The 25668-nt window shown below is 70.9% G+C and carries 27 protein-coding genes; 7 read left to right on the top strand and 20 right to left on the bottom strand.

Translation table 11 applies throughout. From position 1 onward, the window contains the following. Positions 1-17: 17 nt before the first annotated feature. Positions 18-659: a helix-turn-helix domain-containing protein gene (locus ACIRHA_RS07755; protein WP_403841153.1), complete on the bottom strand. Its 642-nt coding sequence runs from the start codon at positions 657-659 to the stop codon at positions 18-20. A 95-nt stretch (positions 660-754) separates the two neighbouring features. Between ACIRHA_RS07755 and ACIRHA_RS07750 the strand changes: the two genes are divergently transcribed. After that, positions 755-1774, top strand: coding sequence for an NAD(P)/FAD-dependent oxidoreductase (locus ACIRHA_RS07750; protein ID WP_403841150.1), 1020 nt, complete (start codon positions 755-757; stop codon positions 1772-1774). A 56-nt stretch (positions 1775-1830) separates the two neighbouring features. On the opposite strand, the gene ACIRHA_RS07745 is transcribed toward ACIRHA_RS07750, so the two are convergent. Together ACIRHA_RS07745 and ACIRHA_RS07740 are read right to left on the bottom strand one after the other, a co-directional pair. After that, positions 1831-2052 (bottom strand): helix-turn-helix transcriptional regulator, encoded by a 222-nt coding sequence (locus ACIRHA_RS07745; protein ID WP_351338056.1) that lies wholly within the window; start codon positions 2050-2052, stop codon positions 1831-1833. Next, positions 2052-2543 carry a DUF2975 domain-containing protein gene (locus ACIRHA_RS07740; protein WP_403841148.1) on the bottom strand — a complete coding sequence of 164 codons (492 nt, stop codon included), beginning with the start codon at positions 2541-2543 and terminating at the stop codon, positions 2052-2054. Before ACIRHA_RS07740 ends, ACIRHA_RS07745 begins: the two co-directional genes overlap by 1 nt. A gap of 161 nt (positions 2544-2704) precedes the next feature. Between ACIRHA_RS07740 and ACIRHA_RS07735 the strand changes: the two genes are divergently transcribed. Then, a complete protein-coding gene (locus ACIRHA_RS07735; RefSeq protein ID WP_403841146.1) occupies positions 2705-3607 on the top strand; it encodes an SDR family oxidoreductase in 903 nt (300 codons plus the stop codon). Positions 3608-3653: 46 nt separating this feature from the next. On the opposite strand, the gene ACIRHA_RS07730 is transcribed toward ACIRHA_RS07735, so the two are convergent. The 3 genes from ACIRHA_RS07730 to ACIRHA_RS07720 form a co-directional block, all read right to left on the bottom strand. Next, complete coding sequence (locus ACIRHA_RS07730) at positions 3654-4085, bottom strand: PPOX class F420-dependent oxidoreductase (protein WP_403841143.1); 432 nt, start codon at positions 4083-4085, stop codon at positions 3654-3656. Positions 4086-4152: 67 nt separating this feature from the next. Beyond that, a complete protein-coding gene (locus tag ACIRHA_RS07725) occupies positions 4153-4992 on the bottom strand; it encodes an enoyl-CoA hydratase/isomerase family protein (protein WP_403841141.1) in 840 nt (279 codons plus the stop codon). A gap of 71 nt (positions 4993-5063) precedes the next feature. Continuing rightward, the gene (locus tag ACIRHA_RS07720; RefSeq protein ID WP_403841139.1) at positions 5064-6047 is read right to left on the bottom strand and encodes an SDR family NAD(P)-dependent oxidoreductase; all 984 of its coding nucleotides are present in this window, start codon (positions 6045-6047) and stop codon (positions 5064-5066) included. A 64-nt stretch (positions 6048-6111) separates the two neighbouring features. Here ACIRHA_RS07720 and ACIRHA_RS07715 point away from each other — a divergent pair, with 64 nt between their 5' ends. From ACIRHA_RS07715 to ACIRHA_RS07705, 3 genes are all read left to right on the top strand, one after another. After that, a complete protein-coding gene (locus tag ACIRHA_RS07715; protein ID WP_403841136.1) occupies positions 6112-6654 on the top strand; it encodes a TetR/AcrR family transcriptional regulator in 543 nt (180 codons plus the stop codon). Between the two features lie 279 nt (positions 6655-6933). After that, a complete protein-coding gene (locus ACIRHA_RS07710) occupies positions 6934-7521 on the top strand; it encodes a TetR/AcrR family transcriptional regulator (RefSeq protein WP_403841134.1) in 588 nt (195 codons plus the stop codon). Further along, positions 7518-8903: an MFS transporter gene (locus ACIRHA_RS07705; protein WP_403841133.1), complete on the top strand. Its 1386-nt coding sequence runs from the start codon at positions 7518-7520 to the stop codon at positions 8901-8903. Before ACIRHA_RS07710 ends, ACIRHA_RS07705 begins: the two co-directional genes overlap by 4 nt. A gap of 11 nt (positions 8904-8914) precedes the next feature. Here the strand turns inward: ACIRHA_RS07705 and ACIRHA_RS07700 are convergent, their stop codons facing one another. From ACIRHA_RS07700 to ACIRHA_RS07685, 4 genes are all read right to left on the bottom strand, one after another. Next, the gene (locus tag ACIRHA_RS07700; protein ID WP_403841131.1) at positions 8915-9559 is read right to left on the bottom strand and encodes a LysE family translocator; all 645 of its coding nucleotides are present in this window, start codon (positions 9557-9559) and stop codon (positions 8915-8917) included. Positions 9560-9712: 153 nt separating this feature from the next. Further along, positions 9713-10645, bottom strand: coding sequence for a hydroxymethylbilane synthase (gene hemC, locus ACIRHA_RS07695; protein WP_403841128.1), 933 nt, complete (start codon positions 10643-10645; stop codon positions 9713-9715). A 62-nt stretch (positions 10646-10707) separates the two neighbouring features. Beyond that, on the bottom strand, positions 10708-11211 hold the full coding sequence (locus ACIRHA_RS07690; RefSeq protein ID WP_403841126.1) for an HD family hydrolase: 504 nt from the start codon (positions 11209-11211) through the stop codon (positions 10708-10710). After that, a complete protein-coding gene (locus ACIRHA_RS07685) occupies positions 11212-11802 on the bottom strand; it encodes a TetR/AcrR family transcriptional regulator (RefSeq protein WP_403841123.1) in 591 nt (196 codons plus the stop codon). Between the two features lie 215 nt (positions 11803-12017). On the opposite strand from ACIRHA_RS07685, the gene ACIRHA_RS07680 reads away from it, so the two are divergent. Then, positions 12018-12569 carry a hypothetical protein gene (locus ACIRHA_RS07680; protein WP_403841121.1) on the top strand — a complete coding sequence of 184 codons (552 nt, stop codon included), beginning with the start codon at positions 12018-12020 and terminating at the stop codon, positions 12567-12569. Positions 12570-12652: 83 nt separating this feature from the next. On the opposite strand, the gene ACIRHA_RS07675 is transcribed toward ACIRHA_RS07680, so the two are convergent. The 5 genes from ACIRHA_RS07675 to ACIRHA_RS07655 form a co-directional block, all read right to left on the bottom strand. Beyond that, positions 12653-13804 carry a GDSL-type esterase/lipase family protein gene (locus tag ACIRHA_RS07675; protein WP_403841119.1) on the bottom strand — a complete coding sequence of 384 codons (1152 nt, stop codon included), beginning with the start codon at positions 13802-13804 and terminating at the stop codon, positions 12653-12655. Between the two features lie 90 nt (positions 13805-13894). Beyond that, positions 13895-14647 (bottom strand): PIG-L deacetylase family protein, encoded by a 753-nt coding sequence (locus tag ACIRHA_RS07670; protein ID WP_403841117.1) that lies wholly within the window; start codon positions 14645-14647, stop codon positions 13895-13897. A 212-nt stretch (positions 14648-14859) separates the two neighbouring features. Next, complete coding sequence (locus tag ACIRHA_RS07665; protein ID WP_403841116.1) at positions 14860-16164, bottom strand: alpha/beta fold hydrolase; 1305 nt, start codon at positions 16162-16164, stop codon at positions 14860-14862. 117 nt (positions 16165-16281) lie between these two features. Next, complete coding sequence (locus tag ACIRHA_RS07660; RefSeq protein ID WP_403841113.1) at positions 16282-16629, bottom strand: nitroreductase/quinone reductase family protein; 348 nt, start codon at positions 16627-16629, stop codon at positions 16282-16284. Positions 16630-16712: 83 nt separating this feature from the next. Next, positions 16713-17741 (bottom strand): LacI family DNA-binding transcriptional regulator, encoded by a 1029-nt coding sequence (locus tag ACIRHA_RS07655; RefSeq protein ID WP_403841110.1) that lies wholly within the window; start codon positions 17739-17741, stop codon positions 16713-16715. A gap of 276 nt (positions 17742-18017) precedes the next feature. Between ACIRHA_RS07655 and ACIRHA_RS07650 the strand changes: the two genes are divergently transcribed. Then, positions 18018-21116, top strand: coding sequence for a family 78 glycoside hydrolase catalytic domain (locus ACIRHA_RS07650; protein WP_403841107.1), 3099 nt, complete (start codon positions 18018-18020; stop codon positions 21114-21116). Between the two features lie 3 nt (positions 21117-21119). Here ACIRHA_RS07650 and ACIRHA_RS07645 read toward each other — a convergent pair whose 3' ends face one another. The 5 genes from ACIRHA_RS07645 to ACIRHA_RS07625 are packed head-to-tail and all read right to left on the bottom strand — an operon-like array spanning position 21120 to position 25665. Beyond that, a complete protein-coding gene (locus ACIRHA_RS07645) occupies positions 21120-22181 on the bottom strand; it encodes a LacI family DNA-binding transcriptional regulator (RefSeq protein WP_403841104.1) in 1062 nt (353 codons plus the stop codon). Beyond that, positions 22138-22458 carry an L-rhamnose mutarotase gene (locus tag ACIRHA_RS07640; protein ID WP_403842177.1) on the bottom strand — a complete coding sequence of 107 codons (321 nt, stop codon included), beginning with the start codon at positions 22456-22458 and terminating at the stop codon, positions 22138-22140. The genes ACIRHA_RS07645 and ACIRHA_RS07640 overlap by 44 nt, the downstream gene beginning before the upstream one ends. 31 nt (positions 22459-22489) lie before the next feature. After that, on the bottom strand, positions 22490-23569 hold the full coding sequence (gene rhaS, locus ACIRHA_RS07635; protein WP_403841101.1) for a rhamnose ABC transporter substrate-binding protein: 1080 nt from the start codon (positions 23567-23569) through the stop codon (positions 22490-22492). Between the two features lie 31 nt (positions 23570-23600). Then, the gene (locus ACIRHA_RS07630; protein ID WP_403841098.1) at positions 23601-24617 is read right to left on the bottom strand and encodes an ABC transporter permease; all 1017 of its coding nucleotides are present in this window, start codon (positions 24615-24617) and stop codon (positions 23601-23603) included. Further along, complete coding sequence (locus tag ACIRHA_RS07625) at positions 24610-25665, bottom strand: ABC transporter permease (RefSeq protein WP_403841096.1); 1056 nt, start codon at positions 25663-25665, stop codon at positions 24610-24612. Before ACIRHA_RS07625 ends, ACIRHA_RS07630 begins: the two co-directional genes overlap by 8 nt. Between the last annotated feature and the right edge of the window lie 3 nt (positions 25666-25668).

Below are 25668 nucleotides of genomic sequence, written 5' to 3'. Positions count from 1 at the left end.
TCCTTGCCCGCGCGGCTTCAGTCTTCGCCGGCCGGTCTGCGCGCGGGCCGCGCCCGTACATGCATGCGCTCGCCCTGTGGGCCGAACAGAATCAGGAACTCGGCGGGCCCCTCCCCCGTCGACCCGAACCAGTGCGGCACACGGGTGTCGAACTCGACCGCCTCCCCGGGCTCCAGGATCACGTCGTGCTCACCGAGCAGCAGCCGCAGCTTTCCGGAGAGCATGTACATCCACTCGTAGCCCTCGTGCGACTTCTGTTCCGGGTTTTCGATCCGGCGCTTCGGCTCGATCACCTTGTACGCCTGGAGGCCGCCCGGCTTGCGCGTCAGCGGGATGAGCGTGCGCCCGCCGCGCACGATGGGCTTGGCCTGCACCCTCGGATCCTCCACGGGCGGCGCGCCGACCAGTTCGTCGAGGGGGACCTTGTGCGCGCGGGCGATGGGCAGCAGCAGCTCAAGGCTGGGCTTGCGCAGGCCCGACTCCAGACGGGAGAGCGTGCTCACGGAGATGCCGGTGGTCTCGGAGAGCCCGGACAGGGTGGCGCCGCGGTCCTTGCGCAGCGCACGCAGCCTGGGCCCGACGCCGGACAGGACGGCGTCCATGCTCGCGTCGGACTGCTCACCCTCGTGCTCGTGGTGCTGATGACCTTGCCGATTCATGAATCCATTGCAGTTTCAGCAAGCTTGTTTGTCAATACGGCAGGAGTGGGTGCACCTTCGGGAGCACAGCGGTTTTCGAGTGCGAGGTGGTCACGATGCAGGCTCAGGCTCCGGCAGGGATCAAGCAGAACGCGTACGACGTCGTGGTCGTCGGCGGCGGAACGGCGGGCCTGACGGCCGCGCTGATCCTGGGCCGCTCGCGCCGCTCGGCGCTCGTGGTCGACGCGGGCGAACCGCGCAACGCGCCGGCCGCGCAAATGCACGGCTTCCCGTCCCGGGACGGCATGCCGCCCGCCGAGTTCCTGGCGGAGGTGCGGCGGGAGATCGCCGAGTACGGCGTCGAGCTGGTGCGGGACCTGGTGACGGCGGCCGAGCCCGACGGTTCCGGTGAGTTCGAGGTGACATTGGCGGGCGGCGCCGCGGTGCACGCACGACGCCTCGTGATCGCCACCGGCCTGGTGGACGAGCTCCCGGACATCCCCGGCCTCGCCGAACGCTGGGGCGACGACGCGATCCACTGCCCGTTCTGCCACGGCTACGAGGTGCGCGACCAGCCCATCGCCGTCCTCTACCGCGAGGCGACGGGCATCCACCAGGCCATCCTGTTCAGTGGCCTCTCCTCCGACGTGACGCTGTTCCTGAACGGCGCGGACGAGGACGACCTCCCGGACGAGCAGTGGCAGACCCTCGCCGCGGCCGGGGTCAGCGTGGTGAGCGGCAAGGTCGAGGGCATCGAGGTGACGGACGACCGGCTGACCGGGGTGCGCCTCGAAGGTGGCCGGGTGTTCCCGAGGTCGGTGGTGGTCGTCCCGGCGGTGATGGTGCCGCGCGACTCCCTGCTGAGCGCGCTCGGCGCCCGGACGAAGGAGACCCCGATGGGCCCGTTCGTCGAGGTGGACCCCACCGGCCTGACCAGCGTGCCGGGCGTATGGGCCGTGGGGAACGCGACCGGCCCCGCGGAACAGGTGGTCAACGCCGCGAGCGCGGGCTACCGGGCAGGCGTCACGCTCCACGCGCAGCTGCTCCAGGCGGACCTGGAGCGGGAGGTGGCGCGGCGCAAGGCCGGCGTGTTCTCACCGGAAGGGGAGCGGGCCGTGGCGCGGGCGCGGCGATAGGCCGTGGAGGCGTGAGGGGAACGGGCGCCTGCGGCGCACCTCGCGCCCCGGGCGCCTCACGCGCCCGCGGCGCCCTCCGCCTCCCACCGCAGCAGGTCGCCCGGCTGGCACTCGAGTACGTCGCAGAGCGCGGCGAGGGTCGTGAAGCGGACCGCCTTGGCGCGGCCGTTCTTCAGGACCGCGAGGTTGGCGGGCGTGATCCCCACGCGTTCGGCCAGCTCGCCGACGGACATCTTCCGCTTGGCCAGCATCACGTCGACGTCGACGACGATCGGCATCAGATCACCTCGTCCAGCTCGGCCCGCAGCTCCGTCGCCTCGACGTCGCGCGCGACCGCCTGGGCGAGCAGCATCCGCAGCACGAGCACGATGAGCGCGACACCGAGGATGGCCAGGCCGATCCCGCCCATGATGAGGGTGCCGCCCGGATCGTCCCGCTGGCCGGGCGCGTTGACACCCGTGACGACGAACCAGAGCACGCCGACCGCCACGATCGCGCCGATCACCCCGTCCACGTATCGGAAGGCGGCGTGGGAGAACACGGTTCCGCGCCGCACCATCGACACGAGCCGCCATACGCAGACCAGGGCGACCTGGGCCGCGACCATCCCCAGGATCGTGATCACGCGCAGCGCGGTCAGCGGCATCGTGCCGTCCTCCGGATCGCTCCCACTGATCAACAACCACGCCATCGACACCTGGACGAACACGGTGCCCGCGAGTACCACCGCGAGCACGGCGCGCAGTGCACGCACAGTCCACTTCCCCATGACCCACCCTGACCTTCCCATTGATTCGCGATGGGAATCTATCGAAAAACGATAGGCGTGGCAAATATGGGTTCGCGCGGACCGGGAACCCGGGACCCGCCGGCACCGAACAGCCGCCAAGCCATGGAAGGTTGAGCGTTCAGGGGGTATCCATGTGCGCCATGACGCACTCCTCACCCGCTCCGCGCGGCCTCCCCGCCCCTCCCCCGCTCGGCACGTCCGCGCTGCCTCCGGACACGTACGACGGCCGGCTCGTGCTGGTGTCCGGGGGCGGGACGGGGCTCGGGCGGGCCGTAGCGGCGGAGTTCGCGCGGCTCGGGGCCGACGTGATGATCGTCAGCCGGAAGCCGGAGCATCTGGCGCCCGCGCGCGAGGAGTTGCAGGCGATCGGAGGCGCGGGGCTGATCACGGCGGCGACCTGTGACATCCGGGACGCGGCCCGGATCACGGAGGTCTTCGACGCCGCGCTCGCCGCGCACGGCCGGACACCGGACGTCCTGGTGAACAACGCGGCCGCCAACTTCCCGGCACCGGCCGAGGAGTTGTCGCCGAACGGCTGGCGCGCGGTCGTCGACATCACACTCAACGGCACGTACTTCATGACCCGCGAGTTCGGGCGCCGGCACCTGGCGGCCGGCACACCGGGCTCGGTGATCGCCGTCGGGGCGTCGTACGCGTGGACGGGCGGGCCCGGCTACGCGCACAGTTCGGCGGCGAAGGCGGGCGTGAAGAACCTGGTGGAAACCCTCTCCGTGGAGTGGGGGCCGTACGGCATCCAGGTCAACGGGCTGGTGCCGGGCCTCATGCCGCACGAGGACATGACGCCCGACATCCGCGACAACCTCGACCGCGCCGAGGATCCCGCCGCCCGCCAGCCCGCGCTCCGGGTGGGCGCGCCACGGGAGTTGGGCTGGGCGGCGACGTTCCTCGCCTCCCCCTACGCCCGTTTCATCAGCGGCCACACACTGGTGGTGGACGGCGCGAACTGGCAGCGGCGCGCCCTGGTCAACGCACCGGTGACACCGGTCCGGGAGCAGCTGGGGCGCGGCCCGTTCGCTCCGTGAACCCGGACATCAGCCGATCCGCTGCCCGTACACGTGATCCTGGATTTCAGCCGATCCGCTGCCCGTACACGTGGTCCACGGCCATCACCATCAGCACCCGACGGTCGGACACCATCACCGACCGGTACTCGTCCCAGTCCGGATGCTCGCCCGCGGCCTTGCGGTAGTACTCGACCAGCGCCTCGACCTCCGGCCCCTTGGGGTCGGTGCCCGGCCCGACGAGCTTCACGGCGCCTTCGGCGGTGGCCCAGGCCCGGCCGTCCGGGGCCGTCACCTCCAGCGCGGCGCGGGGGTCGCGGCGCAGGTTGGCGGTCTTGGCGCGGCCCTCGGTCATCGACACGTACAACGTCTCGGTGCCGGGGTCGTAGAACGGCTGCACCGGCGAGAGCTGCGGCCGGCCGTCGGCCTTGAGGGTGGCGAGGACTCCGAGCCTGCTCTCGGCGAGGAGGGTGCGCGGGGCGAAGGGTGCGGTGGTCATGGTCACCTTTCGGGCGGGGACGGACGCTACGGCGTCGACGAACTCCGCCGACACCGTTGCGAACGTCTCACGCGCCCCGGTATTCCGGCGGCCTGCGCCGCGCCTTCGCCGTGAACCCCTCGGTCGCGTCTTCGGAGGTGAGCGTCAGCGCGGCGCTCATGGCGACCCGGTCGAGCGCCGCGTCGAGGCCCGCGTCGGCGTACGCGTCGATGTCGCGCTTGACGGACTGCACGGCGAGCGGCGCGTTGCCGGCGATCTCGGCGGCAACGCCGCGTGCGGCACGCTCCAACTCGTCGACCGGCAGCACCTGTTGGAGCAGATTGAGCCGGTGAGCGGTCTCCGCGTCGATCCGCCGCCCGGTGAGTGCGAGGAACTTCGCCCACCCGGCCCCCGCCTCGCGCGCGATCCGCAGATCGCCGCCCGCGTCGACGGCGACCCCCAACTGCACCTCAGGCAGGGCGAACACGGCGTCCTCGGCCGCGATCCGGACATCCGCCATGAGCGCCAGCTCGAACCCGAAGCCCAGGCAGTACCCCTGCACGGCGGCGACCACGGGCTGCGGCAGCCGCGCGAACGCGGCGAACCGCTCGTGCACCCACCGGATGCCTTCGTAGTACGCCCGGTGCCGCGCGGAACCGCTCTCCCCCTCGATGCCCCCGCCGGGCGCGGTCACATCGATCCCCGCGCAGAAGGCCCGCCCCTCGGCGCGCAGCAGCACCACACGTATCCGCTCGTCGAACCGGATCCGGTCGGCCATGATGCCCAGTTGCCGGCTGGACTCCCAGCTCCAGGCGTTGAGCTTGGCCGGACGGCACAGCGTGAGCACACCGACGCCGCCCTTCTCGACGTCGAGGCGCATCCGCCGCTCGTCCCCTTCGGGGATCCGGGTGTCGGTCGTGTCGATCATCCGCGCAGAGTAGCGGCGGGGAGCAACATCCTGAAGACACCTGCACCGTCACGTCACGGACACGTACGCGATCAGCGGGACACGGCCCGGCGGAGCAGGCCGGCCGAGACGGCCCAAAGGCGCTCGGCGGTCGCGGTGTCAAGGGCCCACTCCTTGACACCGTGCGGGTGCTGCGCGAGTTCGGCGTCGTTCGGCACGGTGTACGCCTCTTGCCCGTCGTCGAGGTAGTGGCCTCCCGTGCGGGCGAACTGCGGGGCGACGGCCGCGACGATGCTGGTGGCGGCTCCCTGCTCGACGGTCTTGTACGTGAACGTACCGGCGGCCTCGGCCGCGTCGAGCGACGCCTTCTGTTCGGGCGTGAAGTTCCGCTGCAGTCCCGTCGCGACACCCCCCGGGTTCACCGTGTTGGCCACGATGCCGTCGGAGGCCCAGAGGCGGGTCGCCTCGACGGCGAAGAGCGAGTTCGCCGTCTTGGACTGGGCGTAGGCGAGCTGGGGATCGTACGCGCGACGCTCGAAGTGGAGGTCGTCGAAGTCGACGCCGGCACGCATGTGGGCCGTGGAACTGACCGAGACGATCCGCGCCCCGTCGCGTTCGGCCGCTCCCCGCGCCAGCGCGCCACGCAGCCCGGTGGCCAGTGCGAAGTGGCCGAGATGGTTCGTCGCGAACTGCACCTCCCAGCCCTCACGGGTGCGTTCGAGGCCGCCGGTGACCACACCGGCGTTGTTGATCAGCAGATGGAGCGGGCCATCCCAGGTGTCGGCGAAGCGTGCGACGGAGGCCGCGTCGGCGAGGTCGAGCCGGACGACCCGCGGCCGGGTCGAGTTGGTCGACTTCTCGACTTTCCCGGCGACGGCCTCACCCGCGGCCGTGTCGCGGACGGCGAGCGTCACCTCCGCGCCGGCGGCGGCCAGTGCTCGCGCCGTCTCGGCCCCGAGTCCAGAGGACGCTCCCGTCACGACCGCGCGGACACCGGCGAGGTCGACACCGCGCAGCACGTCATCGGTGGTGCTGGAGGCGGTGAAGGGCGTGGTGATGAGGGGGCGAGCATCCATGCGTCCGACTATACGCACTGGACAATATTTGTATAGTTCGTCGCCCACGTCCTACGCTCGCCCCATGAGCAGCCCCGACACCGACCGGCGCACCCTGGTCCTGGACTCCGCCATGGCCACGTTCGCGCGCTTCGGATACCGGAAGACCTCGATGGAGGAGGTGGCGCGGGCCGCGCACATCTCCCGGCCCGGCCTCTACTTCCTCTTCTCCTCGAAGGAGACCCTGTTCCGAGCCGCGGTCACCCAGACCCTGGATCAGGACATCAGCGCGATCGAACGCATCCTGGCCGACCTCGGCCGCCCACTGGCCGAGCGCCTCGTGGACGCGTTCGACCAGTGGGCCGGCCGGTACATCGGCCCGCTGTCGGGCGACATCACGGCGGTCATCGAGGACAACCCCGGCCTCCTCGGCGAGATCGCCGACACCGCGCCGCGACGCTTCGAGACACTGATCACCAACGCGATCACCCTCGAATCGGCACGAGAGACCGCCACCCCCATTGCCCGGACATTGATCAGTACGTCCATCGGCCTCAAGCATCAGGCCGCGTCACGGGAGTTCTACGTGGACCGGATGAAGACCGCCGTCGCCCTACTGATGCGCTGAGGAAGACTCCTGGACAACCCTCCCGCTCTCCCGCACCCACGAGGCGAATTCCTCGAAGCCCGGCTGACAGACGGGCTCGTTGGGCGTGAGCGCGGCGAGCGCCGCCATGTGCCCGCCCGCGGAACTCCCCGGCGTGTTCGCGCGCCCAGGTGATGACCTTCTTGGCGTCGATCAGGTGAACGGGATGCGAGAAGGCGGGTCGCAGGCGGTAGTTGGCGCTGATGCGGATCCAGCCCCCCCCCGTAGACACTGTCTACCCTCATCCGGTAGACAGTGCCCATGCAGACGAACGACACCTCCGACGGCAGCCTCGGCGAGCGCCTCATCGACACCGGCGTGGCACTCGTCGACGCGGAGGGCGCAGCCGCGTTGTCGCTGCGCGAGATCGCCCGGCGGGCGGGCGTCTCGCACGGCGCGCCCCGCCGCCACTTCCCCACCCACCTCGAACTCCTGTCGGCGATCGCCCGACGCGGCTTCACGGACCTGGGTGAACATGCCACGCGGGCACTCGCCGACGCCGGGCCGGACCCGCGCACGCAGGTGGCCGCTTTGTCGCGCGCCTATCTCGACTTCGCGGCGCGGCACCGCGGCATGTACGAGCTGATGTTCCGCCACGACCTGCTGGAGAGTGGTGAGTTGGGGCTGCGCGAGACGAGCCTCCCGCTGTTCAAGGTGCTCGCGGACCGCGTCTCGGCAGCGCGCCCGGACGCGGAACCCGCCCTCGTGGCCGGTGCGTTGTGGGCGAATCTGCACGGTGTCGCCCAGCTGTGGGGCTGGGGCAGCCTCCAACTGGCTGCTGCCACCGAGGACATCGAGCCCCTGCTGGCCTCGGTGCTCGACGCCCACTTGAGCCCGGGACCCCGATGAACGACCTCACCCACCGGCGCATCACACTCGCGGGCAGCGTCGTCGGCGCGGTCCTCGTCGCGCTCGACGGCACGGTCCTGACCGTCGCCCAGCCCGCACTTCAGGACGACCTCGACGCCTCCCTCGCGCAAGTCCAGTGGACCAGCACCGGCTATCTCATCGCGGTGGCGAGCCTGTTGGTGTTCGCCGGGCGGCTCGGCGACCGCTACGGGCACACGCGGCTCTTCGCATACGGGATGCTCGGGTTCGCGGCGGCCTCCGCCGGGATCGGTGTCGCGCCGGACATCCGGTGGGTGATCGCCCTGCGCGTGCTCCAGGGAGTGTGCGGCGCGCTGCTGCAGCCGGCGACGCTCGGCATGCTGCGGGCCGCCTACGCCGCCGAGTCCCTCGGCATGCCGATCGCCCTGCGCACCAGCGCGATCGGCGTCGCCGCTGCCGCGGGCCCGCTGGTCGGCGGGGTGCTCACGGCACATCTGGGATGGCGTTCGGTGTTCTTCCTGGGTGTGCTGCCCGCGGTGGCGATCGCGGTGCTCGTCCTGGCGGTACGGGACCGGGCGACGGCGGCCGGAACACGCGCCGTCGGGCTCGATCCGGCCGGTGCGCTGCTGCTCGCGGCGGCGCTCGGCTGCCTGGTGGCGGCGCTGGCAGCGCTCCCGGGAGCGGGATGGTCGGCAGGCACGGTGCTGCTCGCGGCCGGGGCGGGGACGGCGGCGGTCGCCTTCGTCGTGCACGAACGCCGGGTGACGGACCCGCTGTTGCCTCCCGCGCTGCTCGCGTCCCCGGCGGTCGCGCCGGCGCTCGGCATCCTGTTGACGGCTTCGGCGGCCCTGTTCGGCACGCTGTTCGTGGCCACGTACTTCCTGCAGGACGTGCTCGGCCTCGACCCGCTCGGCACGGCACTTCGCATGCTGCCCGCCGCCCTGTGCATGGTGCTCGCGGCGCCGCTCACCCCGGTGCTCCTGCGCCGCTACGGGAGCCGGGCGACGACGTCGGCCGCAATGCTGGTCCTCGCGGCGGGAGTGTTCGGCTTCGGCCGCCTCGACACGTCGTCGACCCAACTCGCCATCGGGGCCTGCGCGTTCGCCATGGGCACGGGCTTCGGCACGGTGATGGTCGCCGCGACGGAGTCCCTCGTCCGCCGGGCCGACCTCGCCACGGCCGGCGTGGCGGGCGGCCTCCAGCAGACGGCGATGAACGTGGGCCCGACGCTCGGCGTGGCGACAGCGACAACACTCCTCGCGTCCGGCGCGGACTTCGTGGCGTCTATGGGCGCGACGCTGACGGCACTCGCGATACTCGTACTCGCGGCCGCCGCGGTGGCGACCCGACTCCCGGAGAGGACTCAGCACGGAACGACCCAAGCTCGTGCACGAACGCCCTAGGCGGGCACGGCTCAGCCCGACACAGGGGTTCGGGACAGTGCCGTGCGCAGCGCGAAGACGCCGAGCAGGCCGCCTGCCGCGAACCGTTGGGCGGTCATGGCGCGGGGGCGGGCGGCCAGGAATCCCGATACCCGGGCGGCGCCCAGCATGATCAGGGCGTTCACGGTGATCCCCACGACGATCTGTACGCCGCCGAGTTGGAGCAGCTGACCCCAGGCCGGCCCCGCGTGCGGGTCGAGGAACTGGGGCAGCAGCGCGGCGTACATGAGCGCGATCTTGGGGTTGAGCAGGTTGGTCAGCAGCCCCATGGAGAACAGCCGGGCGTCGGAGACCGGAGGCAGGTCGGCGGCCGGGGCGAACGGCGAGCGGCCGCCGGGCTTGAGCATGCTCCAGGCGAGGTGGGCCAGGTAGGCGGCCCCGGCGAGCTTGACCACCAGGAACGCCACCGGCACGGCGGCGAACAGCGCGGACAGGCCCGCCGCCGCGGCCAGCAGGTAGGCCACGAATCCCACGGCGGTCCCACTGAGGCTGACCAGGCCCGCCCTGCGCCCTTGGGTGATCGCGCGGGAGGCCAGGTGGATCATGTTCGGTCCGGGCGTGAGGGCCATGCCCAGTTCGATCAGGGCCACTCCCCCGACTGCGGTCGCACTGATCACCGGTCACCCTCCTGATCGCTCGTCGGGCGCCTGATGCGGATGGAGGCACCCAGGTGCGACGGACGGCTGCGGCACATGGCCGACGTGACGCCCGAACACCTGTGCCAAAGATTACGTGATCAGAGGAACCCGCCGACCCGACCCGGTCAGGCGTCAGTGCGGGATGCCGTCGATCAGCTCCCTCGCGCCCTGCCGCAGCAGCGCCACCGCCACCGACATCCCCAGTGTCGCCGGGTCCAACGGGCCCGCCCACTCCTGCGCGTTCAGCACCCGCTTGCCGTCGGGGGTGAACACACAGCCCCGCAGGGACAGGTCGCCGGAGCGCTCGGCGCGGGCGTAGCCGGCGATCGGCGAGTTGCAGTGGCCCTGCAGGACATGCAGGAACATGCGCTCGGCGGTCGCCTCGCGCCAGGTGTCACGGTCGCCGAGGCCGGTCACCGCCTCCAGCGTCGCGTCGTCACCCTCACGGCACTGCAGCGCCAGGATCCCGGCACCGATCGGCGGACAGATCGCCTCCGGCGAGAGCACTTCCGTGATGACGTCGGTGCGGTTGATCCGCTCGAGTCCCGACAGCGCGAGCAGGAGGACGTCCGCGTCGCCCGCCGCCATCTTCTCCATGCGGCGGTTGGCGTTTCCGCGCATCGGGACGCACTCCAAGTGCGGGTGGGACGCGGCGAGTTGGGCGACACGGCGGACCGAGGACGTACCGACGCGGGTGCCCTCGGGCAGCTCGTCGAGGGTGCGGCCCGCCGGGTCGATCAGCGCGTCCCGTACGTCGTCCCGCTTCAGGTACGCACCGAACGTGCAGCCCTCGGGCAGCGGCCGGTCGGCCGGGATGTCCTTGAGGCAGTGCACGGCGAGGTCGGCCTGCCCGTCGAGCAGCGCCCGGTCGACCTCCTTGGTGAAGGCGCCTTTGCCGCCGAGCTTCGACAGATCGCCCATCCACTTGTCACCGCTGGTCGTGACCGGGACGACCTCGGTCCGGATCCCGGGGTGCAGCGCGGCGAGCTCGGCGCGGACACGCTCCACCTGGGCCAGAGCCATCGGCGACGAACGGGAGACGATACGGATCAACTCGGCTGACATGCCGACACGATAGCCCCTTTGACGGCGAGGGGATCGGCACCCCCACGCGGAGTGGGCCGGACTCAGTGAGGCTCGGCACGCCGCGACCAGCCGCGCGCCTCACCCTCGTCGATGAGCCGCTGCCCGGCCTGCCACAGGGACGCGGACGCCTCCCCGATCACCGCTTTGCGGGCACGGACGTCGTCGGCGGTGACGCCCGGGGTGCGCCAGGTGCCGCCGCGCGCCATCCAGTTGAGAAGCAGCGGCTGCAGCCGGTCCATCGCCTTGGCGAATGCCGCTTCAGGGGTGCGCCGTTCCTCGAACTCGTCCCACAGCGCCCTCATGCGCCGGCCCTGGTCCGCCGGAAGGAGGCCGAACAGTTCGTCGGCCGCGGCACTCTCCCGTTCCTGTTGATCGCCGCCCGCGGCACTGTCGTACAGCGGTGTGTCGCCGGCGTAGATCTCCACCAGGTCGTGCAGGAGCACCAGTTGGACGGTGTGCCCGACATCGATGGGCCGGTCGGAGTGCTCGGCGAGGACCACCACCATCGTCGCCAGGTGCCACGAGTGCTCCGCGTCGTTCGTCACTCATGCCTTCATCGTGGCACGGCACAGGATGCCTTCCACTCCGTGCAGGAACGTCTCGGAGATGAGCGCGGGGTCGAAGAGGCAGCCGGCGGCCATGGCGCCGTCCCGGAGCATCACGAAGTGCCGGCCCGCCGCGTCCGCGGGCAGGCAGCCGGCCTGCTCGACCAGCTCGACGGCGGTTTCCAGGAACCATTGCCGGTGCGCCAGCACGGCCTGGTGGACCGGGTGGGACGGATCCGGGTACTCGGCCGCCGCGTTGAGGAAGGCGCAGCCGCGAAAGCCCGAGGACCGAATGCCGTCGGTGATCGTGCGGGCGACGGCGCGGACCGTGTCGGGAGCCGCCAGTTCCTGGGCGCGGACGGCCTCGACCTGACCCCTGATGCCCTGATCGGCCTGTTGCAGGTAGGCGAGGACGAGCTCTTCCTTGCCCTTGAAGTGCCGGTACAGCGTGGCCCGGGTGACCTGGGCCTCTTCGATGATCCGGTCCACACCGACGGAGTGGATCCCCTCGGTGTAGAAGATGCGGGTCGCCGTGGACAACAGCCGCGCCCGCGCCTCGGACGTCCTGCCGCCTGCCGTGCTCGCACTCATGACGCCAACGGTACCAGGCACACGAGGGAGAACGTTCGGTCTTGACGGCGGGGCGCGGACGGCTTTAGATGGGAAAGGAAAGAGACCGAACGTTCTCCCTCGGTCGAGTGTCTGGCGTCTGGCGTCTGGCGCCGAGCCACGAGCGTCGGACACTCCGGCGCGGCACGCCTCCTTCCCCGCCCTGCGAACTTCTCCGCCCTCCGAAAGGGATCCTCATGGAAACCGTCGTCTCCACACCCGCCCCCGCAGCGAACCCCGTCGCGTCGCTGCGCCGTCTGTACCTTCTCCGCTTCGCGTTCGCCGCCGTATGGGCCGGACTGCTGTTCACGAGCGCCGACGCCCTGGGTCCCCTCAGCAAGACGCTGCTGGTGCTCTATCCCTTGTTCGACGTGGCCTGCGCGATCGTCGACGTCCGCTCCGCCAGGGCCAGCCGCGGGCCGGTGCGCGGCCTGTACGCGAACATCGCGCTCAGCGTCCTGACCACGGCGGGACTGATCCTGGCCGTCTCCTCCGGCATCCCGGCCGTGCTGCGTGTGTGGGGCGCCTGGGCCATCACCGCGGGACTCGTACAGCTGACCGTCGGTGTCCTGCGGCGCGCCATGGGAGGGCAGTGGCCGATGATCGCCAGCGGCGGCATCTCCGCGCTCGCCGGGGCCTCCTTCATCGCCCAGGCGGCGAAGGACGACGCTTCGCTGACCAATCTGGCCGGATACGCCTTCCTCGGCGGCGTCTTCTTTCTCGTCTCCGCGCTCCGTCTGCGGCGCTGAGGCGACGCGCGTCCGGTGCTCGGAGGCTTCGCTCCGGTCGCGCGGCTCCCGTTCGTCGGAGCAGCCGCGCTCAGCCGACGCGCTCAGCCGAAGGGACCGTCGTCCGCGAAGACGCGGGCGGCGAAGCGCTTGCCCATCCGACGGTAGGCGGCAGCCGTGGGGTGAAGGCCGTCCGCCAGGTCGTCCGCCTCGTCCGGGCCGAGCAGTTCGCGGCCGTCGAGATAGTGGAGGTGCGGATCGCGTGTCTTGCGGGCCGCCACGATCCGGGCCAGCTCGGCGCGGACCACGGTCAGTGTCAACGCCCCGGCGGCCACATCTTCCGGATCCCCCAGAGCTGTGATCTTCCCGTCCGATCCCATCGTGGTCGGGCCCGGAGACTCTTCGAGAGCGGGACAGCTCACCGGGGACATCAGCAGGAGCGGGGTGTCCGGATGTCCGTCCCGGATGGTGTCCAGGAATCCGTGTACGGCCGGGCCGAACGTCCGCGACCGGAAGGCGGCCAGGCTCACGATGTTGATGCCTGTCTTGAGGCTGATCAGGTCGGCGGGCATGTCGCGGATCGTCCGGGCGACATACGGGTCGAGCAGCGCGTTGCCCGCCTGACTGAGGTTGATCACCTCCACTCCCCCGAGCGCGGCCGCCACCACCGGCCAGGTGCCGGTCGGGCCGTCGGCCTCGATGCAGTGGCTGATGGAACTGCCGTGGTGCACCCATCGGCGGCGGCCGTCGGGCAGCGGCGCCAGCACCTCACCGTCGGCGCGCAGTGCCACCAGTTCCGTGGGGGTCTGTTGCGGCAGCCACAGCTCGACGCTCTTCATGCCGGCCGGCAGCCCGGTGAACCGTACGGTCGCCGGATCGCCCGGGATCAGTCGCTGCACGGCCCCCGGGCCCGCCATCCGCAGCACGTTGCCCACCGGCGCCTGCCGACGTCCGGCCGGAGCGCCGTCCACCACCAGCTCCAGCATCCCGGTCGGGCGGGGCTCGGGGTCGGATTCGAGCTGTCCTGTGGAGGTGAGCACCTCGAACTCCAGCTCTCGGGCGTCTGTGCGGAACACCAGCCGCACCCCCGAAGGCATCACGGTCACCCCGTACACCGAGGCGTCCTGGTACTGCTCCGTGGTCCAGGCGGGCAACCGGCGCGGCATCACCCCCGCCCGCGTGGTCTCCAGGTCCAGCGCACCCCGGAATTCCACCGGCCCGCCCACCAGTGGAACCGCCCGCACCACCACCGTCACCGCTCCTGCCTCAGATCGAACGTCCCATGTCCGGAACCGCATACGTGCCCACGAGCCCCTGTGCCCACGAGCCCTCGGGAAGCGCGGGGCCTACCGCCCGAACACCTCGAACGGGACCGCCGGCTTTCCGCCGAACCGCTCCGCCGCCGCCTGCGCGTTCCCGGTGAGGAAGGTGCGGCAGTACGACTCCGGGTCCTCGCTCGTCAGCACCTCGATGTACGTGCGGTGTTCGAGGAGGGAGCTGATGGAGCGCTCGAGCCCGGCCGTCGCGTCGACGGCATGGGTGGGCTGCGCGGAACCCGCGATGGCCACCCACCGCACCCCGTTCCACGGCTCCAGGCCCTGTTCGGTCAGCTCGGGGAAGATCCACCGGTTGCCCGCGTCGCCGGCCGCGTCGAGCGTGGCCCGGCCGACGGCGACGTGGTCGGGCGTGTTCCAGGCGACGCCGCCCCACGTGTCACGGTGGTTGAGGGTGATGACGAGTTCCGGTCGGTACCGGCGGATCGCGGCGGCGATGTCGCGGCGCAGCGCCGTGCCGTACTCGATGACACCGTCCCGGTGATCGAGGAACTCGACCGTCTCCACCCCGACGACGGCCGCGCTGGCCCGCTGCTCCTGCTCGCGCAGCGGGCCGCACTTCGCGGGTTCGAGGGTGTCGATGCCGGCCTCGCCCCGGGTGGCGAGTACGTAAGTGACCTCGCGGCCCTCGTCCGTCCAGGCCGCGATGGCGGCGGCGCAGCCGTACTCCAGGTCGTCCGGGTGGGCGACGACGGCGACGGCGCGCTGCCAGTCCTCCGGCATGGGCTGCAGTGGGGCTTGGGTATTCGGTTCGGGCAAGGTCATACGGGCAGCCTATGGCGCTGCCCGATCCGAGGGCAGCCTCTTGCGGTCAGCCGATGACCCTGCCCGATCCGAGGGCACGCCCTTACGCCTCGCCCGGCCACCGCGTGCAGCCGGAAGGGCACGCTCTTACGCCTCGCCCGGCCACCGCGTGCGACCGGACGGCACGCCCTTACGCCTCGCCCGTCCATCGCGAGAAGCCGGACGGCACGCTCTTACGCCTCGCCCCGCGCCATCGCGAGGAGCCGGTCGAGTACACGCGGGCCGCCCGCGCGCAGCCCGTCGTGCTCGAACTCGTTCGTCACCCAGGGGCGAAGGCCGCGGATGGTCCGAGCCGTGCGCAGCGCGTGCTCCGTGTCCACGTACATGTCGTCGTGGTAGACGGCGGCGACCGCCGGGACCTCGTTCGCGGCGAGCCGCGTCGGGTCGTACAGCGGCGCCCAGTCGGTGCGGGACGCGACCCGCTCCGCGACCTCGCGCAGCGGACGCAGGGCCGGGTCGCTGTCGAACTGCCACGGGTAGATCGTCTCGCCGGTGAACAGCAGCGGCCCGCCGCCCGCGAGGGCCTTCTCCCCGTCGAACTGCGGGAATTCACCGCGTACGCGCTCCGCGGACCAGTCGGTGGCCCGGCCGCCCTGCGCGTAGATCGCCTCGTGCAGCACGGCGTACAGCGGGTGGGGGCGGTAGGACAGCGCGCCCGCGACCTGCTCGCAGAACGCGTCCGACAGCTCACGGCCGCCAGGCGTCCGCACGAACGCGTCCTCGAGGAGGTAGTGCAGCCGGTCGCTGCCGTCGCCCGCGCCGAGCCAGATGCCGAGGGACTGGAAGGCGGGGACGGTCAGCCGGTAGCCGTTCGGAAGGACCGGCTCGTGCTCGTGGACGTACGCGGCGATCTCCTTCGCCCGCTCGACGTCCATCGGGTAACGGGCGTAGTGCGCACGGACCTTGCGCTCGACGCGCGGGTACGCGGCCCGGTAGACGTCGTCCGCGTGGCCGTCGAGGTTCGGCAGGCCGCCCGTGATGATCGCGGTCTCCAGGCCCTCCGGCGCCGACGACAGATAGCGCACGGCGCAGAAGCCGCCGAAGCTCTGCCCGAGGATCGTCCAGGGCGCACCGCCGGTGACCTCCCGGCGGATGAACTCGCAGTCGCGCACGATCGAATCGGCGCGGAAGTGCCCTACGTACGCCGCCTGTTGCTCGGCGTCGCCGCGCAGCGGGAGCGTCTGGCGGTTGACGGTGGCGGAGGCGCCGGTGCCGCGCTGGTCGAGGAGGAGGACCCGGTAGTCCTTCAGTGCGCGGCCGAGCCAGGCCTGCGGGCCGGAGAAGCGGTTGGCGCCGAAACCGGGGCCGCCCTGGAGGTAGAGCAGCCACGGCAGATTCTCGTGCGCGCGCCCCGGAGCGACGGCCTCGCGCGCGTAGAGCTCGATGCGCTCCCCGTCGGGGAGGTCATGATCCAGGGGTACGGAGAACCGACGGTCGGTCAGGACGACCCCGGCCTGTCGGTAGCTGGCGGCGCTCAATGCGGCTCCTGTGCGGCGATGCGGACAAGCGGACGATACGTCCGCCCAGTTTCCCACCACTGTGTTCGACCGGTGTCACGTCCGGCCCGATCCGGCCTGCCCGGGTTCGCCACGCGGCTACGGGACGGGCGGGGGCCGGTGTCCTGACAGGGGCTCCAGGACCACCACCGTGGTCTCGAACGACCGCTTCGCCGCGTACGCGTCGAGGTTCTTCTCGATCTCGCGCCAGCGGTCCCACAACCGCGCCCGCTCGTCGCCCGTCGCGGCGCGCGCCCGCACCGTCCGGCGACCACTGACCAGCTGGACCATCGCCTCGGGGTGCGCCCGGAGGTTGAGCCACCAGGCGGGTTCACCTTCGCCCCACCCGTTCATCGCCGGCGTGACCAGATGCGGGCCGTCCTCCACGTAGGCGACGATGACGCCGCGCGGACGGCCCGTACGGCGGCCCATGGTGGTCAGCCACAAGGTGCCCCACTTGTCGGGTCGCGGCTTCGGCTCCGCCCCGACCCCCCGCGCCTCAATCGTCGGCGGGGCTGAAAGACCGGCACTCAGCGTGCGCCCAGGCTCGATCCCCGCACCACCAACTCCGGTTGCAGCACCACCCGTCGGTGCTCGTGTGCCCGTTCCGGGTCGTCCGTCGCCTCGATTTCCTCCAGGAGGAGGTCCGCGGCGAGGGCACCCATGTGGACCGCGGGCTGCCGCACCGAGGTGAGCGGGACCGCGGCGGCCGCCGCGAACTCGATGTCGTCGTAGCCGACGATCGCGATGTCGTCGGGGACCCGGACCCCGGCCGCGTACAGGGACTGGAGGACGCCGAGGGCGAGGAGGTCGTTGGCGCAGAAGACGGCCGTGGGGCGCTCGGTGAGGCCGAGGAGGCGGGCGCCCGCGTCCCGGCCGGCTGCCACGTCGAGGCGATCGGTCGGGAGTTCGCGCAGCACGGAGGCGGGAAGGCCGGCTTCCTTCAGCGCGCGCAGAGCGCCTTGGCGGCGGTCCTCGACCTGGTTGAGCGTGCGCGGGCCGCTGACGTAGGCGATGCTGCGGTGTCCCGCGTCGATGAGGTGACGCACGGCGAGCGCGCCGCCGTTGACGTCGTCGACCGACACCGAGCACTCGGTGGCGCCCTCGGCGACCCGGTCCACCAGCACGAACGGGATGTCGTGCCGGCGGAAAGCCTCCACGGTGGGGCCGGTCGCCTCGGCGGGTGTCAGGAGGACTCCGCGTACCCGCTGCTCGGCGAAGAGCGACAGGTACTCGGCCTCCTCGGCCGGGCTCTGCGCGCTGTTGCACACCATCACCCCGAGCCCGGTGTCCCGCGCCGCACGCTCGGCGCCGCGCGCGACATCCACGAAGAACGGGTTGCCCATGTCGAGGACGAGCAGGCCGATGATGCGGCTGCGTCCGGCGCGCAGTTGGCGCGCCGACTCACTGCGGACATAGCCGAGCCGCTCGATGGCGGCCTGGACGCGGGCCCGCGTCGCGTCGGCCACCGCCTCGGGCCGATTGATCACGTTCGAGACCGTGCCCACGGACACCCCCGCTTCGCGGGCGACGTCCTTGATCCCCACGGACTGTCCCATCGGGTGTGATCCTCCTGGTGAGCTGGTGCGGCAGTCGGAGTGTACGTGGCTGGGCCCGGTCCGTGTTCGACGCATCGGACGAGTGGGTGAATCGTTTCGGTCCCGACAGTCGTCCCAGCAGGCGGGGGCGTCCCTCCCCACCCGCCTCCGACCATCCTGTCGCACCAGTGGAGCGGCTACACCTCAGCCGTACCTCATGCACACCCCTTGCCTCCTGGGGCGCGGACCTGAATCGTTTGAACCGGAACACCTTCACCGACGAAGGGACACCCCGAGATGCGCAGCGACATACGTCGCAGAACCGTCCTCGCCGCGAGCGCGGGCGCGGTGCCCGTCATCGCGACCGCCGCCCCGTCCGCCACCGCGGCGACCTCCACCGGACCCACCGCCCTCCCCACTCCCCCGAACGGCGCGGTCACCGGGCTCACCACCGAACACCGCGTCGACCCCCTCGGCACCGACGCCGCCCGCCCCCTCTTCGGCTGGCGCCTCGACTCGCCGCGGCGCGGCCTGGCGCAGGGCGCGTACCGGATCCGCGTGGCGTCGAGCCCCGCGCGGCTCGCCCGCGCCGATGTGTGGGACAGCGGCCGCGTGACGTCGTCCGACTCGGTGGCCGTGCGCTACGACGGGCCCGAACTGGAGCCGTCCACCGGGTACTTCTGGTCCGTGACGGTGTGGGACGCGGACGGCCGCGAGGTCGGCACCTCCTTCCCCGCCCGCTTCGAGACCGCCCTGCTGAGCAGCGACGGCGTCACCCACTGGGACGGCGCGCTGTGGATCGGCATGAAGGGCAAGAAGCCCAACTCGGCGGGCGCGCCGCTGCTGCGGAGCGAGTCCGCACTGCGCAAGGGCCGGGTCCGCGAGGCGCGGCTGTACGTGACGGCGCTCGGCGTCTACGAGGCGTACATCAACGGCGAGCGCGTCACGGTCCCCGAGGGCGAGGGCCGCACGGCCGAACTCCTCACCCCGGGCTGGACCAATTACGACACGAGCGTCAACTACATGACGTACGACGTCACGGAGTTGGTGACGCGCGGCGGCGGCCGTGACGTGACGCTCGCCGCGGTGCTCGGCAACGGCTGGTACAACGCGCGGGTCTCGGAGGGCAGCAAGTACTACTCCAAGGACGGCAATCCGCTCGCCCTCAAGGCCAAGCTCCTCATCCGGTACGCCGACGGCGGCACGCAGAGCGTCGTCACCAGGCCGGGCGCCGGCTGGAAGGCCACCGACACCGGCCCTTACCGCGCCGACGACATCTACGACGGTCAGACGTACGACGCCCGCAAGGAACTCGCCGGCTGGACGGCGAACGCCTTCGACGCGTCCATGTGGTCGGACGTGGAGGAGGTCGGCTACGCCACGAAGTACCCGGACGCCAGGCTGACCGCCTACCCCGGCGAGACGGCCCGCCTGATGGAGAAGTGGGACCGCACCCCGCAGTCCCTCACCGTCTACTCCGAGGTCACGGGCGAGGAGTCGAGCGCCAACGGCAAGGGCCGCATCGTCCCCGACCCCGCCCGCTCGACCAGCGGGAAGCCGGGCCCGGTCACCCTGCGCCCCGGCGACATCGCCGTCTTCGACCTCGGCCAGAACATGGTCGGTGTCCCCCGCTACACGCTGCGCGGGCCCGCCGGAGCCGAAGTCGTCGTCAGGTTCGGCGAGATGCTCAACGACGACAGCAAGGGCGCGGACGGCCCGGTGGGCTCGCTCTACCGGGCCAATCTGCGCTCGGCGAAGGCCACGAGCACGTACACCCTCAAGGGGGCCGGCGGCGAGGGCGAGACCCACGAGGACACGCTCACTTTCTACGGCTTCCGCTACGTGTCGGTGGCGGTGACCACCAAGGACGCCGAGGTCACGGTCTCCGGGCTGACCGGCAGGGTCGCCACCTCCGCCCTCCGCGAGGCGGGCAGCATCACGACCAACGACGATGACATCAACCAGCTGATCAGCAACGTGCATTGGGGCCAGCGCGGCAACTACCTGTGGGTGCCCACCGACTGCCCGCAGCGCGACGAGCGGCTCGGCTGGACCGGCGACACGCAGGTGTTCTCGATGACCGGCCTCTACAACACGGACTCGGTCGCCTTCCTCAGCCATTTCGAGGACATCCTCATCGAGTCGCAGAAGACGTACGGCGTCGACGGCGCGCAGTTCACTGCGGTCGCGCCCGGCAACCGGTACAACGCGGCGGAGCCGTGCAGTGGTTGGGCGGACTGCGGGGTCGTCGTCCCGTGGACCGTGTGGCAGATGAGCGGCGACCGGACCATCGTCGACCGCAGCTGGGACGCCATGGTCCACTACATCGAGTGGATCAAGAAGAAGGGCGGCGACAGCTACGCGGGCCAGGGCGCGATCTTCGCCGACTGGCTCGCCTTCCAGAACACCGGTACCCAGCTGATGAGCGACGTCTACTACGCGTACAGCGTCCACCTGATGGCACAGATGGCGCGCGCCACCGGCAGGACCTCGGAGTCGAAGGCGTACGAGGACCTCTTCGCCCGCATCCGCCGCGCCTTCATGGCGAAGTACGTCGCGGTCGACGGAGACAAGATCACCGTACGGTCGAGCCTCGGCGGCAAGCCGGTCATGGGCGGCGACCCGGAGGACAACAGCCAGTCAGCTCTCCTGTGGGTCCTCAAGCTCGGCTTCTACGACACGCAGGCCCAACGCCGGGCTCTGGTCGGCCTGTTGGCGGACAACATCGGCAACGACGCGGCGTACAAGGCCGCCCACCCCGACAGCGCCCGCGTCGACTACGCGGAGAACACCCTCTCGGTCGGCTTCCTCGGCTCGAACGTCCTCGCCCCGGTCCTCACCGACGAGGGCCGCCCCGACCTCGCGTACAAACTGCTGCACCAGGACGCGATGCCGTCCTGGCTCTACTCGGTGAAGAACGGCGCGACGACCATCTGGGAACGCTGGAACTCCTACTCCAAGGAGGACGGCTTCGGCCCGGTGGAGATGAACTCCTTCAACCACTACTCGTACGGCGCGATCATGGAGTGGATGTACACGTACATGGCGGGCATCGCCGGCGACCCCGACCACCCCGGCTTCCAACGCTTCCGCCTCCGGCCCCACCTCGACCCGACCGGAAAGATCACCGAGGTCGAGGCCAGCCACATGTCCCCCTACGGAGAAATCACCAGCACCTGGTCCCTGTCCGCCGACGGCACCCTGTCCTACGAGGCCGTGGTCCCGCCCAACACGGAGGCGACACTGTCCCTGCCGGCCGTCTCGGCGGACACGGTCCGCGAGGGCCGTACCCCGCTGTCGAAGGCCTCCGGAGCCCACTTCGAGGGCTTCGCGGACAAGGTGGCCACGTATCGGCTGACGCCGGGGAGGTATCAGTTGACGAGTTCGGTGCGGTGACCCTCATCGCACCGCGCGGCTCGACCCCCGCACCACCAACTCCGGGCGCAGCACGATGTGTTCGTGGTGGTGGTCGGCCGCGTGGTCGCCGGTTTCCTGGAGGAGGAGGTGGGCGGCGATGGTGCCGAGGCTCGTGGCCGGTTGGCGGACGGAGGTGAGGGGGACCGTGGCCGCCGAGGCGAATTCGATGTCGTCGTAGCCGACCAGGGAGATGTCCTCGGGGACTCGGATCCCGGCCGCATAGAGGGATTGCAGGACGCCGAGGGCGAGGAGGTCGTTGGCGCAGAAGACGGCCGTGGGGCGGTGGGACAGGCCGAGGAGGCGGGCGCCCGCGTCGCGGCCGGCCGCCACGTCCAGGCGGTCCGTGGGGAGTTCGTAGAGCGCGTTCACAGGCAGGCCTGCCTCGGCCAGGGCCTTGTGGGCGCCCTCGCGGCGGTCCTGCACCTGTTTGAGGTGGGGTGGGCCGCTGACGTAGGCGAGGGAGCGGTGGCCCGCGTCGACGAGGTGGCGGACGGCGAGCGTGCCGCCCGCCACGTCGTCGACCGCCACCGAACAGCCCGGTTCGTCGCCGGCGACCCGGTCCACGACGACGTACGGGATGCCGTGGCGGCGGAATGCGCGGAGCGTTGCGCCGCTGGGGTCGGCCGGTGTGATCAGGGCGCCGCGCACCCGCTGTTCGGCGAACATGGAGAGGTATTCGGCCTCCACCGACGGGCTCTGCGCGCTGTTGCACACCATCACGCCGAGCCCGGCCTCGCGCGCGGCGCGTTCGGCGCCGCGCGCGAGGTCCACGAAGAACGGGTTGCCCATGTCGAGGACGAGGAGAGCCATGATGCGGCTGTGTCCGGCCCGGAGTTGGCGGGCGTACTCGCTGCGTACGTAGCCGAGCCGGGCGATGACCTGCTGGACGTGGCGGCGGGTGGGCTCGGAGACCCGGTCGGGCTGGTTGAGGACGTTGGAGACCGTGCCGACGGAGACACCGGCCTCCCGGGCGACGTCCTTGATGCCGACGACGGGACGCTCACGCAAGGTGGAAGACCTCGGTGAGCGGGCGCATCGCGGCATCGGGCGCCTGCCCGTCCAACGCCTCGAAGAACTCGCCCATTTCGGCCTGCCAGCGCGCGTTGACGTCCGTGGCATCCATGGCGGCACGCGCCTTGTCGAAGTCCTCCGTCTCCAGGTAGCCGACGAGCAGTCCGTCCTCGCGCAGGAAGAGCGAGTAGTTGTGCCAGCCGGTGGCGGAGAGTGCGTCCCGCATCTCCTGCCAGATGGGTGCGTGGCGGGCCTTGTACTCCTCGATGCGGTCGGACCTGACCTTGAGCAGGAAGCAGACGCGTTGCATGTCACTCATTCTTCGAATCCCACGTTCCCGCTCAGAACTTGTAGTCGTCGATGTTCGACTTGTTGAAGACGGTCGGCTTGCCGAGGGTGACGACGCCGTCCTTCTCGATCGTGTACTCGCCCATGTCACCTGCCGTGAACTTCTCCCCCGCCTTGCCGGTGATCTGCCCGGACTCCAGGGCGACCGCGGTGTGCGCGGCGAGCGCGCCGAGCTTCGCCGGGTCCCACAGCTCGAAGGCCTCGACCGTGCCGTTCTTGACGTAGGCACGCATGTCGTTGGGGGTGCCGAGGCCGGTCAGCTTGACCTTGCCCTTGTACTTGGAGCCGGAGAGGTACTGGGCCGCCGCCTTGATGCCGACCGTGGTCGGGGAGATGATCCCCTTCAGCTTCGGGTGCTCCTGGAGCAGGCCCTGGGTCTGCTGGAACGACTTCTGGGCGTCGTCGTCGCCGTAGGCGGTCGTGACGAGCTTGATGTCCTTGTAAGCGGGCTTCTTCAGCTCGTCCTTCATGTACTTGATCCACGTGTTCTGGTTGGTGGCCGTCTGGGCCGCCGACAGAACCGCGATCTCGCCCTTGTTGCCGATCTGCTTCGCCATCTGCTGCACCTGGGTGCGGCCGAGGTCCTCGGCGCTGGCCTGCGACACGAACACGTTCCGGCAGTCGACCTTGGTGTCGGAGTCGTACGTGACGATGCTGACGCCGCTCTTCATCGCCTGCTTGAGCGCGGTGCACAGGGCGCCCGGGTCCTGCGCGGACACGGCGATGGCGTCGGCCTGCTGCTGGGTGAGCGTGTTGACGTAGGAGACCTGCCCGGAGGTGTCGGTGCCGGAGCTGGTGCCGACCTCCTTGTACGTCGAGCCGAGCGTCGCGAGGGCCTTCTTGCCGCCGGTGTCGGAGGTCGTGAAGTACGGGTTGTTGACCTGCTTGGGCAGGAAGGCGACCGTGAGGCCCTTCTTGGTCTTGGCGTTCGGGTCGGCCTTGCCCGCGGCGGCGGACTTGGCGTCCTCCTTGTTGGAGTCCGACTTGGTGGTGCCGCCACAGGCGGTGGCGCCGAGGACGAGGGCGGTGGTCACGGCGAGGGCGGCGGACAACCGGCGGGTGCGTACGTTCATGGCGTTTCCTTAAGGAGTACGGGACGTGGGGCTACGGGGCGACGGGTGCGGGTGCGGCTGCTGCCGTCTTCTTGCGGGACCGTGCCTGCGCGATCTGGCGGCCGACGCGCGGCGCGAGCACGGAGATCACGAGCAGCACGCCGGTGACGACGATCTGCGACTGCGCGGAGACGTTGAGCAGGCTCATCACGTTCTGCAGCGAGCCGAGCAGGAACACCCCGGCGATCGCGCCGCCGAGGGTGCCCTTGCCGCCGTCGAAGTCGATGCCGCCGAGCAACACGGCCGCGATGACGGAGAGTTCGAGCCCGGTGGCGTTGTCGTAGCGGGCGCTGGCGTAGTGCAGGGCCCAGAACACGCCGGTGAGCGCGGACAGCACGCCCGTCGTGACGAACATCGACAGCTTGAGCCGCTTGACGCGTACGCCGGCGAACCGGGCGGCCTCCTCGTTCGCGCCGATCGCGAAGAGGGAGCGGCCCATGCGGGTGGCGTGCAGCACGACGATCGCGATGGCGAGGAGGACGACGAAGGGCAGGGCGGCGTACGGGATGAAGGTGTCGCCGATCCGGTTCGCGCCGAAGTCCAGGTACTGGGACGGGAAGTCGGTGACCGAGTCGGAGCCGAGGACGATCTGGGCGATGCCGCGGTAGGCGGCCATGGTGCCGATGGTGACGGCGAGGGAGGGCAGGCCGAGGCGGGTGACGAGCAGCCCGTTGATCAGGCCGCAGACGACGCCGAGCAGCAGGCAGATCGGGATGATCGTCTCGATGGCCATGCCGTTGTTCCACAGCGCGCCCATCACGGCGCCGGACAGGCCGACGGTGGAGCCGACCGACAGGTCGACCTCGCCGGAGATGACCAGCATCGTCATCGGCAGCGCGATGATCGCGATGGGCAGGGTGTTGCCGATCAGGAACGACAGGTTCAGCGCGTTGCCGAAGTTGTCGACGAACGCGAACGAGCAGAGCAGCAGCACGACGAGCAGGGCGCCGACGGCGGTGTCCCAACGGACGGCGCCCGCAAGGGAGTTCTTACGCATGGCGTCACGCATGGCGGGCGCTCCTCATCTGTGCGGCCTGCTTGCGCAGCACGGCAGCGACACGCAGTGCGACGATCCGGTCGACGGCGATGGCGAGCAGCAGCAAGATTCCGTTGATGGCGGTGACCCAGACGGAGCTGACGCCGATGGCGGGCAGCACGCTGTTGATGGAGGTCAGCAGCAGGGCGCCGAGGGCGGCGCCGTAGACAGTGCCCGCGCCGCCGGTGAAGGCGACGCCGCCGACGACGACGGCGCTGACGACGGTGAGTTCGTAGCCGTTGCCTGTACCGGAGTCGACGTTGCCGAAGCGCGCCAGGTAGAGGGCGCCGGCGAGGCCTGCGAGCGCGCCGCACAGCACGTACGCCGTCATGATCCGCTTGCGGACGGGGATACCGGCGAGGTTCGCGGCCTCCGGGCTTGATCCCAGCGCGTACATCTCGCGGCCGCTGCGGTAGCTGCGCAGGTAGTAGCCGACGCAGAGCAGCACGGCGACGGCGAGCAGCGCCAGATAGGACACGATCCAGATGCCGTCGTGGCCGAAGTCGACGAAGCCGTCGGGCAGGTCGGCGGCGACGATCTGCTGGGAGCCGACCCAGATGGAGTCGATGCCGCGCACCACGTACAGCGTGCCGAGGGTGACGACGAGTGCAGGGACCTTGCCGAGGCTGACGAGCGCGCCGTTCAGGACGCCGAAGACGGCGCCGATGGCGACCGCGTACACGACGGCGATCAGTGAACTGCCGCCGCCCTGAAGGTAGTCACCGGCGGCGAAGGCGGAGATGCCGAGCACCGAACCGACGGACAGGTCGACGTTGCGGGTGATGACGACGATCGCCTGTCCGGTGGCGACGAGGACGAGGATCGTGGCGTTCAGGAGGAGATCCTTGACGCCCTGCTGCGACAGGAACTCAGTGTTGGAGATCTGCGTGGCGAGCAGCATCACCACGAGCACGGCGGCGACGGCGAGTTCGCGCGCCTTGAACACCTTGTCGAGCAGCCGTCGCCCGGCGGTGGGCGGTGGCGCCGCGTCCTCGCGTACGGGTGGTGCGGTGATGGTCATGTG

This window comes from Streptomyces sp. NPDC102360, assembly GCF_044766085.1.
GTDB lineage: Bacteria > Actinomycetota > Actinomycetes > Streptomycetales > Streptomycetaceae > Streptomyces.
This window is presented reverse-complemented; position numbering and strand designations above follow the sequence as displayed.